Genomic DNA, 12,895 nt, shown 5'->3' on the forward strand with positions numbered 1-12,895 from the left:
AGGGGGTGCGGCCCGTCGGCATGCCGGACGCGGTCAGCAGCCGCAGTCGTCCGAGTCGGTGGGGGCGGTCAGCGGGTCGGCCTCGGCCCGCTGCTCGCTGCCCTGCCAGGTATCGACCTCGAAGCCCTCGCGGATCCAGTACTCGATACCGCCGAGCATCTCCTTCACCTGGAAGCCGAGTTCGGCCAGGGCCAGCGCGGAGCGGGTGGCTCCGTTGCAGCCCGGTCCCCAGCAGTAGGTGACCACGGGCACGTTCTTGTCGAGGATCCGCTCGGCCTGCTCGGGGATCAGCGCGGTGGGCAGGTGGACGGCGCCGGGTACGTGCGCCTGGTCCCAGGAGGGCGTGGAGCGGGAGTCGATCAGCTGGAAGCCGAGCTCGGCGCCCTGCTCGCGGTGGGCCTTGAAGGCGGCGGCGACGTCCGACACGTCCGCGTGGAAGGCGAGGCTCGCCGCGAAGTAGGCGGCGGCCGCGGCCGGGGAAGCCGGGGGCACCCGCAGGACGGGGTTGGCAGCGGTCGCGGTCGAGGTGTTCCGGGTCGTCGTCATGGCTCAAAATCTACGATCTGTTGATCCACCTCGGAAGTGACTTTCCCCGGCCTTTCTGTTGTCCCGCCGGGGATTTCCCTGCTAGACCTCCGTCATGACCGACTATTCCCCCGACGCAACCGACTGGCGGATTCTCGAAGCCCTCCAACGGGACGGCCGCGCCAGCTTCACCGAGCTGGCCCGTTCCGTGTCCATGTCCGCCAGCGCCGTCACCGAGCGCGTCCGCCGCATGGAGGAGGTGGGCATCATCACCGGCTACACGGCCGTGGTGGACCCGGAGAAGCTCGGCAAATCGATCCTGGCCCTGGTCCGGCTGCGCTATCCGCACGGCAACTACAAGCCGTTCCACGACTTCCTCGACGCCACCTCCGAGATCCTGGAGGCCCATCACGTCACGGGCGACGACTGCTTCGTGCTCAAGGTCGCGGCCCGCTCGATGGGGCACCTGGAGGAGGTCACCGGCCGGATCGCCGGCCTCGGCCCGGTGACCACCAGCATCGTGTACTCCTCGCCGCTCCCCCGCAGGCCGCTCAGTCCGTGAGCGCCGGGGTGCGGTGGCGCACCACCGAGCCCCCGCGCTGTTTGACGATCTCCAGCTGCGCCTGCACCCGGGTGCGCAGATCGGCCACGTGGCTGACGATGCCGACGCTGCGGTCCCGTTCGCGCAGCGAGTCCAGGACGTCGAGCACCTCGTCCAGGGCCTGGTCGTCGAGGCTGCCGAAGCCCTCGTCGATGAACAGGGTGTCCAGGCGCATGCCGCCCGCCTCGTCGGTGACCACGTCGGCCAGGCCCAGCGCGAGGGCGAGCGAGGCGAAGAAGGTCTCGCCGCCCGAGAGGGTCGCGGTGTCGCGTTCGCTGCCGGTCCAGGCGTCGACCACGTGCAGCCCGAGACCGGAGCGGCCCCGTCCGCCCGCCCGCGCGTCGGAGTGGACCAGCGTGTAGCGGCCGCCGGACATGCGCAGCAGGCGTACCGTCGCGGCGGCGGCGACCTGCTCCAGGCGGGCGGCCAGTACGTACGCCTCCAGCCGCATCTTGCGCTCGTTGTCGGCGGAGGTGCCGGCGGTGAGTCCGGCCAGCCGGGCCACCTGTTCGTAGGCCTCGCGCAGCGGTCCCAGGGCGCGCAGTTCCTGTTCGGCCTGCCGGGAGAGCCGGTCCAGCTCGGCGCACCGGACCCGGGCGGCGTCGAAGGCCGACCCGGCGGTACGCAGCTTCGCCGCGGCCTGCGCGGCGTACGCCTCGGCCCGCTCCGGCGCGGCCGGGGGCAGCGCCGCCGCGGCGGCCGTGTCGGTCTCGCCGAGGCGGTCCGCCAGCATGGCCTCCTCCGCCTGCCAGGCGTCGGTCCGGCGCTGGAGCGCGGTGCGTTCGTACTCGGGGAGCACCGCGTCGGCGGCCTCCTCGATGGTGTCGAAGCCGGCCTTGAAGGCGGCGTCGGCGAGCTGGTCGTCGGCCTCCTTCAGCCGGGCGGCGGTGGTCTCGGCCCGGCGCAGCGCGACCGCCGCCCCCGAGACCATCCGGACGCGGTCCTCCAGGGTCCGGGCCCGGGCCGCCACGGTCGGCGCGCCGTCGCGCACCTGGACGAGCCCCTCCTCCAGCCCGGCCTGTTCCCGGTCGAGCTGCTCGCGGAGGGTGGCCCTGGCGGCGGCCCGGCGCTCGGCGTCGAGCCGGTCGGAGCTGCGCGCGGTGTGCTCCCGCTCGGCGATGGCGAGCCGTTCGCGGGCCTCGTGGAGTCCGGCGGCCGCGGCGTGCGCGGCGGCGTGCCGGGAGCTCAGGTCCGCGGTCAGGGCGAGGAGTTCGGCGGTGGTGGCGCCCGCGGCCGCGGCCGCGGCGTCGGCGCGGGCCTGCCCGTCGGCCGCCAGCCGGCGCTCGACGGCGGCCTTGGCCTGCTCGGTCCGCTCGAAGCGGGCGTGGGCGGAGTCCTCGGCGGCCCGGTCCACGTGTCCCGGGGCCGGGCGGGCCGGAGCGGGGTGCTGCGAGGAGCCGCAGACGGCGCAGGCCTCACCGGCCACCAGCGCCTCGGCGAGCTCGGCCGCGATCCCGCGCAGCCGGGCCTCCTTGAGCTCCAGCCAGCGCTCCCGGGCCGCGGCCGACTCCTGGCGCGCGGAGAGCAGTTCGCGCTCGGCGCGCTCCGCGGCGGCGTCCAGCTCGTCGCGCCGCCGGGCGGCGTTCAGCTGGAGCCGGGCGGGCTCCAGCCGGCCGGCGAGCTGCTCGGCCAGGGTCGCCGCCTGCTGGGCGGCGTCCACACGGGCGTGCAGGGCGGCCCGGGTGCCGTCCCAGCGCTCCAGCCACTCGGCGGACTCCCGGTGCTGCTCCTCGGCGGCCCGGGACTCCCGCTCCAGGTCGGCCCGTTCGCGGCCGATCTCGGCGCTGCGCTGCTCGGCGCGGTGCGCGGCGCCGAGTGCGCCGAGCTCCTCGCGCAGCCGCTGCTCCTCGGCGGCCAGCTGCCCGGTGCCGGCCTCCTTCAGCGAAGCCGGCAGCGCGGCGCGGGCAGCCGCCTCCGCGTGCGCGGCGGCGAGGTGTCCGGCGGAGGCGGCGCCGCGCAGCTCCAGGCCGGGGGCCACCAGGGCGCCGCGGCGGGCCCGGTCCAGCAGGGCGCGCACCCGTTCGCGCTCGGGGGCCGCCTCGGCGAGGACGGCGGCCCGGCGGGCGGTCTCCGCGTGCCGCCGCTGGAGCCGGTCCAGTTCCCGTTCGTCCTCGGCGGCCCGCCGGGCGGCGGCGTGCCGGCCCTCGACGGCGGCGAGCGCGTACTCGGCGACGGTCATCCGCTCGCGCGCCGAGCAGCGGGCGACGGCCGCCCAGGCCCGGACGGCCTCGGCGAGGCCGGGGTCGCCGGGCTGGTGCCGGGGCAACTGCCAGGCCCGGAGGTCCGCAGGGTCCCCGGCGGCCTGGGCGAGCCGCTGCGCGGTGTGCAGCACCTTCTCGTCGCCGGCGCGCACCCTGGCCTCGGCGGCCCGGCGGCGTTCGCCGAGCAGGGCCTCGACGGCGGCGAAGCGGCGGGTGTCGAAGAGCCGGCCCAGGAGCCGGCCGCGTGCCGCCTCGTCGGCGCGCAGGAAGCGCGCGAACTCGCCCTGCGGCAGCAGCACCACCTGGCAGAACTGCTCCCTGCTCATCCCGAGCAGCTGCTCGATCTCCTCGCCGATCTCCTGGTGGGAGCGGCTGAGCGGCTGCCAGCCCTCGCCGGTGTGCTCGCGGAGCCAGCTCTGGGCCTTGTCCTTGGTGGTGCCGGTGCCGCGCTTCTTGGGGCGGTCCTGTTCGGGCCTCCGGGTGATCTCCAGGCGGCGGCCGCCCGCGGTGAGTTCGAGGGTGACCTGGGTCGGGGCGCCGGCGGCCGCGTGGTCGCTGCGCAGGCTGGTGCCGGGGGCCTGGCGGGCGCCGGGGACCGATCCGTACAGGGCGTAGCAGACGGCGTCCAGGACGGAGGTCTTCCCGGCGCCGGTGGGCCCGTGCAGCAGGAAGATCCCGGCTCCGGAGAGCGCGTCGAAGTCGATGGCCTGGGGTTCGGCGAAGGGGCCGAAGGCCGTGACCTCGAGCCGGTGCAGCCTCATCGGTGCGTCTCCTGACGGCTGTCGTCGGCCCGCACCTCGTCGAAGGCGCCCTGGAGGACGGCCCGTTCGGCCTCGTCCGGCCGGCCGCCGCCGCGTACGTGGGCGACGAAGTCCTCGGCGATCTCCTGGTCGCTGCGCCCCCTGAGCCGCTGGGCGTAGGAGGCGGCGGCCTCCTCCTCGCGGCCCTCGGGGTCGAAGGCCAGGCTCAGGGTGTGCGGGTAGCGGGTGGCGAGCCGGGCCATGGGGTCGTCGGGGCGGACCGGGTCGGTGAGGGTGGCCTCGATCCAGGACTCCTCGTGGCGCGCGTGCGCCGGGTCCTCCAGCAGGTCCTCCAGCGGGCCGCGCAGCCGGGCGAGGGGCCGCGGCACGGGGGTGTCGATCCGCTCGGCGGCGGCGACCGAGCCGTCCCCGTCCAGCTCGATCAGCCACATGCTCTTGCGGTGGTCGGTCTCGGAGAAGGAGTAGGCGAGCGGGGAACCGGAGTAGCGGACCCGTTCGTTGATCGTCTGGCAGCCGTGGAGGTGGCCGAGGGCGGCGTAGTCCACCCCGTCGAAGACGGAGGCGGGCACGGCCTCGACCCCGCCGACGGAGATGTCGCGCTCGCTGTCGCTGGCCTGGCCGCCGGTGACGAAGGCGTGGGCGAGGACGATGGAGCGGGTGCCGGGCGCACGGGTGGCGAGGTCGGCGCGGATCCGGTCCATGGCCGCGCCCAGCACGGCCTCGTGGCTCACCTTCTCCGCGTCGAACTGGTCCTTGACCAGGGCGGGTTCCAGGTACGGCAGCCCGTACAGCGCCACCTCGCCGTGTACGTCGGCCAGCACCACCGGGTCGGCGCAGCCGGCCGGGTCGGTCCTGAGGTGGATCCCGGCCCGGTCGATCAGCCCGGCCCCGACACCGAGCCGCCGGGCCGAGTCGTGGTTGCCGGAGATCATCACGGTGGGCACCCCGAGCTCGGCGAGCCGGTGCAGGGCCCGGTCGAACAGCTCGACGGCGGGCAGCGGGGGCACGGCCCGGTCGTATACGTCCCCGGCGACGAGGACGGCGTCGATCCCGCGCTCGCGGACGGTCTCGACGAGGTGGTCGACGAAGGCGGCCTGGGCGCCGAGCAGGTTCACACGGTGGAAGGACCGGCCGAGGTGCCAGTCGGAGGTGTGCAGGAACTTCACTCGCCGGCCTCGCCGCACATACCGTCTCCCCCTGGTGGTCTCCCGCTCGTGAACCCCTCTACGCTAACGCGTCCGGCCCGTCACTCAGGGCGCGTACGTCTCTCCGCCGGGGGTGAGGGTGGCGCTGCCCGCCGTGCTGTCGGCGAGCCAGGCCTCGAAGGCGGGCAGCTCCGCCTCCGGGAGGGCGACCTCGATCTCGACCGCGGCCCCGTAGCGCAGGTCCACCACGGTCCGGCCGGTGGAGCGCAGGTCGTTCTGGGTCTTGCCGGCGCGCTGGTGGTCGACGGTGACGGTGGCCAGCCGGTAGCGGCGGCGGGTGACGGTGCCGAGCTCGTCGAGGGCCTCGCCCACGACCCCGCCGTAGGCCCTGATCAGACCGCCGGCGCCGAGTTTCACGCCGCCGTAGTAGCGGGTGACGACGGCGACCGCGTACCGGATGTCCCGGCGCATGAGCATCTGCAGCATGGGCACCCCGGCGGTGCCGCCGGGCTCGCCGTCGTCGCTGGCCTTCTGGACGGCCGCGTCGGCGCCGATCACGTAGGCGAAGCAGTTGTGCGAGGCGGTGGGGTGCTCCTTGCGGACGCGCGCGACGAAGTCCTGCGCCTCCTGCTCGGTCGCGGCGGGCGCGAGCGAGCACAGGAAGCGCGAGCGGTTGATCTCGGACTCGTGCACGCCCTCGCGGGACACCGTCACGTACTGGTCTGCCTTCACCGCTCCACCCTACGGGGAATCGGACAGGTGTCCTTTCGGTTGACCGGGAGGGCACGGACCCCACCGTGCGACACCCGAAGAGCAGGGCCTGACCAGCAGGAGGCGGCACACGTGTACGGCGATCCGGCGACCATCCGCAAGATCCTCACCGAACTGGGCGACACCTGGGCGGTGGTGGGCCTCTCGAACAACCGGGACCGGGCGGCCTACGGGGTGGCGGGCGTCCTCCAGCGGTACGGCAAGCGCGTGGTCCCCGTGCACCCCAAGGCGGAGACCGTGCACGGGGAGCAGGGGTACGCCTCGCTGGAGGAGATCCCCTTCAAGGTGGACGTGGTGGACGTCTTCGTGAACAGCGAGCTGGCCGGCCAGGTGGCCGACCAGGCCGCGGCCGTCGGAGCGGATGCCGTCTGGTTCCAGCTGGGCGTGATCGACGAGGCGGCCTTCGAGCGCACCCGCGAGGCCGGGCTGACCATGGTCATGGACCGCTGCCCGGCGATCGAGATCCCGGCGCTCTGACCGCTCGCACGTCCCGCCGGGGGCCGGGCCGGCCCCAGGGCCTGTCGTCAAACTCCCGTCTGCCCCGCGACGCCTGGCACGCGCTCTCGCCGCAGGGCCGCCCTCCAGGCGACGACGGGAGTTTGACGACAGGCCCTAGGCCTTCTCGGCCTCCGCCAGCCCGGCCTCCGCCAGCCCGGCCTCCGCCAGCTCCTGCTCCGTCAGCTCCGCCAGGCCGCGCAGCTGCTCCGGGGTGATGCCGTCGGGGATCGGCACCGGCGCGGGCGTGCGCAGCGGCGGCTGCCAACCGGTCTCCGGCTCCCAGCGCCGGACCACCCGGGCCGGCGCGCCGGCCACCACGGCGTGGTCCGGCACCTCGCCCCGTACGACGGCGCCCGCGGCCACCACGACGTTGCGGCCCAGCCGCGCGCCCGGCAGGATCACCGAGCCCGTGCCCAGCCAGCAGCCCGGGCCGATCTCCACCGGCGCGCTGCGCGGCCACTGCCTGCCGACGGGCTGGTGCGGGTCGTCGTAGCTGTGGTTCGTGGAGGTGATGTACACCCCCGGGCCGCAGAAGGTGTCGTCGCCGATGCGGATCGGGGCGTCGGCGATGACGTGGCTGTCCCGGCCGATGACCACCCCGTTTCCGAGGACGAGCATCGGCTCCGCGCCGAGGTCGAGGTCCGGCATCATCCCGGCGGTGAGGGTGACCTGCTCGCCGATGATGCAGTGGTCGCCGAGCCGGATCCACGGTTCGCCGAAGATGGTGCCCTGCGGGAAGGCCAGCCGGGTGGCGGGCCCGATCGCGCCGAACCGCAGCCGCCCCGGGGTCTGCGCGGTGACCGCACCTGCCCGCTGCATCCAGCGCCAGCCGGCGTGGACCGCCCTGTTCGCCAGCCGGCGGCGCAGGGCCGTCAGAGATGAGAACGTGTTCTGGTTCTTCGGCACCCGGCCACGGTAGTCCGCGCGGAGCCGGACGTCCGGACCGCGATCCTGTGATCTTCACCCCATCGCGGGGCGGGCCGGGCACGTGCCCTACCGTGCCGGTAGCGCGGCATCCGGAAACAGAGGAAGAGATCATGACGCAGCACGCGACGCAGGGCCAGGCACTCATCGCGGGCGTGGGCGGCAGGCAGCCGTCCGTCGACCCGACCGCCTTCGCCGCTCCCACCTCCGTGGTCGTCGGCGAGGTCACCCTGGCCGCCGGGGCGAGCATCTGGTATTCGGCGGTGCTGCGCGCCGACTGCGGCCCGATCACGCTCGGCGCGGACAGCAACGTGCAGGACAACTGCACGATCCACGTGGACCCCGGGTTCCCGGTGTCGATCGGCGAGCGCGTCTCCATCGGCCACAACGCCGTCGTGCACGGCTGCACCGTCGAGGACGACTGCCTGATCGGCATGGGCGCCACCGTGCTGAACGGCGCGGTGATCGGCGCCGGCTCGCTGGTGGCCGCCCAGGCGCTGGTCCCGCAGGGCATGGTGGTCCCGCCCGGCTCGCTGGTCGCGGGCGTCCCGGCCAAGGTGCGGCGCGAGCTGTCCGAGGAGGAGCGCGAGCACATCCGGATCAACGCCCAGATGTACGTGGAACTGGCCAAGCAGCACCGCGCGTCCGTCACCCCCGAGGCCTAGGAGGCCGGCGCGTCCCGGAGGGCGGAGAGGACCGCCCCGTACTCCGGGGCGCGCGGGCCGGGGTCCGTCCCTGCGGTCCACTCGTGCCCCTCCGCCGCCTCGCGCAGCGTCCCCTCGGTGACGGCGGCGCCGCGCGCGATCAGTTGGTCCACCATGGCCGCGGCCCCGAAGCGGGCGGCCCAGTCGAGCGCGGTGCGGCCCCGCATCCCGCGGTCTTCGATGTCGGCGCCCCGCTCCAGCAGCAGGTCCACGAGCTCGGGATGCCCGTCCGGCGTGGCCGCCAGCACCAGCGGCACCCAGCGCATCCGCCCCGCGGGGCCGTTCGGGTCGGCGCCCGCGTCGAGGAGGGCCCGGGCCACGTCCACGTGGCCGCGCATCGCCGCCAGGGCCAGCGGCGTCGCCTCGTCGTAGGGGCCGGCGCCGCGCCGGGGGTCGGCGCCCGCGGCGAGGAGCAGCCGTACGACGTCCGCGTGGCCCGCGCACACCGCGAGGTCCAGCGCCCGCCTGCCGCCCGGGACCCGGGCGTCGGCCTCGGCTCCCCCGGCCAGCAGGCTTCGCACCAGGGCCGTGTCCCCGTTCTCGGCCGCCCGTCCCAGCCCGTTGGCGAGCGGGTTGTACTGCTCCGACCGGCCCTCCGCCGACCAGCCCCCCTCCGGCCGCTGCACCGTCAGTCGCCGACGGTGACCGGCGCCGCCTGCTGCGCGGGGACCGCGGCCCCGGCCGACGCGGCGGCGGCCGCCTTCTTCATCCGGCTGCGCACCACCAGCGTCACCGTGATGCCGAACAGTACGGCGAGCCCCAGCGCAAGCCAGGAGAACCGCTTCAGCCACGGCTCGGCGACGATGCCGACCGAGTAGATGACGGCCGTGGTGCCGCCCGCCCAGAGGATCCCGCCGAGGATGTTGGCGGTCAGGAACCGCCAGTACGGCATGTGCAGCACGCCGGCCAGCGGCCCTGCGAAGATCCGCAGCAGGGCCACGAACCGCCCGAAGAAGACGGCCCACATGCCCCACCGCTCGAAGGAGCGTTCGGCCAGCGCCACCTGGTCGGGCCCGAAGTGCTTGGGGAAGCGCCGGCCGAGCTTCTCCAGCAGCGGCTTGCCGCCCCTGCGCCCGATCGCGTAGCCGATCGAGTCGCCCACGATGGCCCCGGTGATCGCGCAGAGCGCCAGCACGACGGGGTCGATCTCCCCGTGCTGCGAGGCGAGGAGCGCCGAGCTGACCAGGATGATCTCGCCGGGCAGCGGGATGCCGAGGCTCTCCAGTCCGATGACCAGACCCACGAGGAGATAGATGCTGACCGCCGGAATCGTCTCCAGCCATCCCTGGATGTGCACCGGTACGTCCTCCCGAATCGTCGCCGGCGCGCCCCCTGTGACACGCCGGACGGGCAGCCTATCGGCTCCCCACCACCGCCTTTGACCTCAGCGGCAGTTCGCGCGAGGAACGGCCCGCGAACACCTCGCGGCGCCCGGAGCCCAGCACCCAGGCGTGCCGCGCCGGGTCCCACGACGACAGCGTCCGCGCGTCGATGTCGACGACGACCCGCTGCGACTCCCCCGGCGCGAGGGTCAGCCGCCGGTAGCCGGCCAGCGCGCGCACCGGCTGGTCGAGCTCGAGCGCCGCGGACGGGCCCACGTACACCTGCGCCACCTCGGTGCCCTTGCGGCGGCCGGTGTTGCGGACGGTGAACTCCACGCGCAGGCCGTCGGGTTCGCCCGGGGCGGCGCCCGGCCGGACGGTCAGTTTCTCGTAGTGCCATGTGGTGTAGGACAGCCCGTGCCCGAACGGGAACAGCGGGGCCACCCGCTGTGCGTCGTACCAGCGGTGGCCGACGTGGACGCCTTCGCCGTACTCCTGCCGGCCGCCCACTCCCGGATAGCGGAGCCGGTCCCCGGCCACGGGCGTCGCCCGCTCATCGGCCGGGAAGGTCTGGGTGAGCCGGCCGCCCGGGTCCACGTCCCCGAAGAGGACGTCCGCGGTGGCTCCCGCGCCCTCCTGGCCGGGGTAGTACATCTGGAGCACCGCGCCGGTCCGGGCGAGCCACGGCATGGTGGTGCTCGACGAGGTGTTGAGGACGACCGTGGTGCGCGGGTTGGCGGCGGCGACCGCCTCGATCAGCGCGGCCTGCCCGCCGGGCAGTGCCAGCGTGGTCCGGTCGCTGCCCTCGGTGGCGTCCTCGTAGGCGAACAGGACCACGCTGCGGGCCGCCTTCGCGGTCCGCACCGCCTCGGCGAGGTCCGCTGCCCGGGTGGCCCTCGTGGTGTGCCGCAACCGGAAGCGCTGGCCGCCGGTCCCGCCCCGGGCGGTCACGGCGAGCCGGTGGACGCCCGCCTTGAGCGGCAGCGTGCGGCGCCGGACGCTCATCCCGTCGGGCGCGGAGCCGAGCAGTCCGCCCGCGAAGACCTCGGCCGGGCCCTGCCGGACGGGGAACAGCTCCTCCCCGTCCAGGCGCACGGCCGGCCGCTGCCCGGTGTAGTGGACGAGCAGGGTCCACTCGTCGTCCGCCGCGAGCCGGAAGCCGCCCTCGTACGTCCAGTCCCGGCCGGCGTCCACGGCCCGGTCGTCCAGGGCGGCGGGCGGCGTCAGCAGGGCCGCCGGCAGGGCCCTGCCGTACAGGTCCTCGCCGAGGGCGTAGCGCACGGTCGAGCCGTTCCCGGCGCGCTGGCGGATGGCGGTGAGCGGGGCGGCCGCCCCGTCGGGGAGCACGTGGGCCCTGCCGGCGCCGCCGGTGGAGGGGACCTGTCCGGTCGGTCCGATCACCGCGATCGAGCGGGCCGCGGCCCCGGTCAGCGGCAGGGTGGCGCGCTCGTTGCGCAGCAGCACCGCCCCGGCGGTGGCCACCTTGCGGGCGGTCCGCGCCCCGGCGGCCGCGTCGCGCGCGGGCCGTGCCGCGGGCCGGGCCGCCAGCAGTCCGAAGCGGTCCATGGTGCTCAGGATCCGGCGTACGGCGAGGTCGAGGGCGCCCTCGGGGACGGAGCCGGCGCGCACCGCCTCGCGCAGCGGTCCGCCGAAGTGGGTGCCGCCGGGCATCTCCATGTCGAGTCCGGCGACGATGGCGGCGACGGTGCCGCGGGTGGCGTCCCAGTCTGACACGACCCAGCCCTCGAACCCCCAGCCGCCGCGCAGCACGTGGTCGAGCAGGGGTTCGCTCTCGCAGGCGTAGAGGCCGTTGACCTTGTTGCGGGCGCCCGTGACGGCGCCCGCGCCGGCGCCGACGGCCGCCTCGAAGCCCCGTAGCGCGGTCTCGTGCAGGGTCTGCTCGGAGGCCACGACGTCGACGGTGTCGCGGCCGTGCTCCTGGTCGCCCAGGGCGAAGTGCCCGACGGCGGCGATGAGCCCCTCGTCCTGGATCCCGCGGACCGTCCCGGCGACGAGGTCGGCGGTGAGCCGCGGATCCTCGGCGAAGGTCTCGAAGTTCCGGCCCGCGTACGGGGTGCGGATGAGGTGGGCCATGGGCGCCAGCAGGACGTCCTGGCCGAGTGCGCGGCCCTCGCGGCCGAGGACGCGGCCGTACTCGCGGGCCAGCTCCGGATCGAAGGCGGAGCCGAGCACGACGGGTGCGGGCAGCGCGGTGGCGGGCCGCGCGACCCGTACCCCGGCGGGCCCGTCGGCGAGGCGCAGGGCCGGGATGCCCAGCCGCGGGATCCCGGGGACGTATCCGGCCTGGCCGAGGGGGGCCGGGTCCCGGGCGCCGTGGAGCAGGGCGGTCTTCTCGTCGAGGGTGAGCCGCTCCAGCAGGGAGTCGATGCGGGCGGCGCTCGCGGGCTCGGGGGCCGGCGCGGGGGTGGCGCGCGTACGGAGTTCCGCTCCGGGCGGCACGGTGGCGACGCACCCGCCCGCGCCCAGGCCCACCACGGCGAGGAGCCGCATCGCGGAACGTCTGGACACGGCCTCGCTCATGGGCGCTCCCGGCGGCTGGGGCACCCCCGGACGGAGTCCCGGGGGAGGAGGGGAGCGCCCCGCGCCGGACCGCTCCCCCGCCCACTGTGCGCCGGGCCGCCCGGGGCTCCGGGCGGGACGCGCCACCGCGCCGCCCGGTTTCAGCCCTGCGGCGGCTGCTGCGCGGTGTCGGCTTCCCGCTCGGGTTCGTCCCGCAGCTGGACGCGGGCCTCGGTGCGGTGGCCGCGCGCGATGTAGTCGCGTACGACGGCCTCGACCGCGTCCTGCGGCGATCCGACCCCGGCGAGCACCATCACCTCCACCACGAGCTCGGCGTCGAGGCTGATGTTGACCTTGGCCACGGGTACCCCCTCCATCGTCGTGCGGGGGACTCTAGCGCCGGCGCGGACTCACGCGTTGGGGCGCAGGGTCCAGACGACGGTCATCTCGCCGGTGACGGCCTCGTCCTCGCGCTGGATGGCTATGGTGACGGGGAACTCGGGGCGGCCGCCCGCGTCGAGTTCGGCGACGACATCGGCGACCGGGCGGCCGAGGGTGGCGGTGGCGGTCACGACGCCCTTGGCCAGCTTCTTGTAGCCGATCTCGGCCTTGACCGCGAGGGGCACGGCGCGGGAGAGCTGGTCGCCGAATGCGGCCAGGACGATCGCGCCGCTCGCGGACTCGGCGAGGGTGAACATGGCGCCGGCGTGCGGGCCGCCCACGTGGTTGTGAAAGTCGGGCTGGTCCGGCAGGCGGACGACCGCGCGCTCGGGGGTGGTCTCCAGGAACTGGAGGTTCAGGGTCTTGGCCATCGGCACCGTCGCGGCGAGCAGTTCGCCCACGTTCATCTGGTCTGCGCTCATGGAACGCGATGTTACCCACCAGTAGATGCCTTGGCCAGGGCCGGGACGGGGGCGGGCGTG

The 12,895-nt window shown here is 75.2% G+C and carries 13 protein-coding genes; 3 read left to right on the forward strand and 10 right to left on the reverse strand.

Annotated features, from left to right (window positions below):
• Positions 1-33 precede the first annotated feature (33 nt).
• Positions 34-546 (reverse strand): rhodanese-like domain-containing protein, encoded by a 513-nt coding sequence (locus ACTVZO_RS06905; RefSeq protein ID WP_443297531.1) that lies wholly within the window; start codon positions 544-546, stop codon positions 34-36.
• A 94-nt stretch (positions 547-640) separates the two neighbouring features.
• Between ACTVZO_RS06905 and ACTVZO_RS06910 the strand changes: the two genes are divergently transcribed.
• Positions 641-1,087, forward strand: a complete 447-nt coding sequence (locus ACTVZO_RS06910) for an Lrp/AsnC family transcriptional regulator (RefSeq protein WP_443297532.1) — start codon at positions 641-643, stop codon at positions 1,085-1,087.
• Here the strand turns inward: ACTVZO_RS06910 and ACTVZO_RS06915 are convergent.
• From ACTVZO_RS06915 to ACTVZO_RS06925, 3 genes are all read right to left on the reverse strand, one after another.
• Positions 1,077-4,088 (reverse strand): AAA family ATPase, encoded by a 3,012-nt coding sequence (locus ACTVZO_RS06915; protein WP_443297533.1) that lies wholly within the window; start codon positions 4,086-4,088, stop codon positions 1,077-1,079. The two genes, ACTVZO_RS06910 and ACTVZO_RS06915, sit on opposite strands and share 11 nt — an antisense overlap.
• Positions 4,085-5,254, reverse strand: coding sequence for an exonuclease SbcCD subunit D (locus ACTVZO_RS06920; RefSeq protein WP_443297534.1), 1,170 nt, complete (start codon positions 5,252-5,254; stop codon positions 4,085-4,087). The genes ACTVZO_RS06915 and ACTVZO_RS06920 overlap by 4 nt, the downstream gene beginning before the upstream one ends.
• An 84-nt stretch (positions 5,255-5,338) precedes the next feature.
• Positions 5,339-5,965: a YigZ family protein gene (locus tag ACTVZO_RS06925; RefSeq protein ID WP_443297535.1), complete on the reverse strand. Its 627-nt coding sequence runs from the start codon at positions 5,963-5,965 to the stop codon at positions 5,339-5,341.
• A 111-nt stretch (positions 5,966-6,076) separates the two neighbouring features.
• Between ACTVZO_RS06925 and ACTVZO_RS06930 the strand changes: the two genes are divergently transcribed.
• Positions 6,077-6,481: a CoA-binding protein gene (locus tag ACTVZO_RS06930; RefSeq protein ID WP_443297536.1), complete on the forward strand. Its 405-nt coding sequence runs from the start codon at positions 6,077-6,079 to the stop codon at positions 6,479-6,481.
• A gap of 135 nt (positions 6,482-6,616) precedes the next feature.
• Here the strand turns inward: ACTVZO_RS06930 and ACTVZO_RS06935 are convergent, their stop codons facing one another.
• Positions 6,617-7,408, reverse strand: a complete 792-nt coding sequence (locus ACTVZO_RS06935; protein ID WP_443297537.1) for an acyltransferase — start codon at positions 7,406-7,408, stop codon at positions 6,617-6,619.
• A 131-nt stretch (positions 7,409-7,539) separates the two neighbouring features.
• Here ACTVZO_RS06935 and ACTVZO_RS06940 point away from each other — a divergent pair, with 131 nt between their 5' ends.
• Complete coding sequence (locus ACTVZO_RS06940; protein WP_443297538.1) at positions 7,540-8,091, forward strand: gamma carbonic anhydrase family protein; 552 nt, start codon at positions 7,540-7,542, stop codon at positions 8,089-8,091.
• Here ACTVZO_RS06940 and ACTVZO_RS06945 read toward each other — a convergent pair.
• The 5 genes from ACTVZO_RS06945 to ACTVZO_RS06965 form a co-directional block, all read right to left on the reverse strand.
• Entirely contained in the window at positions 8,088-8,756 is a 669-nt protein-coding gene (locus ACTVZO_RS06945; RefSeq protein WP_443297539.1) for an ankyrin repeat domain-containing protein, read from the reverse strand. The two genes, ACTVZO_RS06940 and ACTVZO_RS06945, sit on opposite strands and share 4 nt — an antisense overlap.
• A 2-nt stretch (positions 8,757-8,758) precedes the next feature.
• A complete protein-coding gene (locus tag ACTVZO_RS06950) occupies positions 8,759-9,427 on the reverse strand; it encodes a DedA family protein (protein WP_443297540.1) in 669 nt (222 codons plus the stop codon).
• Between the two features lie 58 nt (positions 9,428-9,485).
• Positions 9,486-11,993: a beta-glucosidase family protein gene (locus ACTVZO_RS06955; RefSeq protein WP_443297541.1), complete on the reverse strand. Its 2,508-nt coding sequence runs from the start codon at positions 11,991-11,993 to the stop codon at positions 9,486-9,488.
• A 140-nt stretch (positions 11,994-12,133) separates the two neighbouring features.
• Positions 12,134-12,334 carry a type II toxin-antitoxin system VapB family antitoxin gene (locus tag ACTVZO_RS06960; RefSeq protein WP_384225597.1) on the reverse strand — a complete coding sequence of 67 codons (201 nt, stop codon included), beginning with the start codon at positions 12,332-12,334 and terminating at the stop codon, positions 12,134-12,136.
• Positions 12,335-12,382: 48 nt separating this feature from the next.
• Positions 12,383-12,820, reverse strand: a complete 438-nt coding sequence (locus tag ACTVZO_RS06965; RefSeq protein ID WP_443303065.1) for a DUF4442 domain-containing protein — start codon at positions 12,818-12,820, stop codon at positions 12,383-12,385.
• Positions 12,821-12,895 lie beyond the last annotated feature (75 nt).

The organism is Streptomyces sp. IBSNAI002 (assembly GCF_052244475.1).
Taxonomy (GTDB): Bacteria; Actinomycetota; Actinomycetes; order Streptomycetales; family Streptomycetaceae; genus Streptomyces.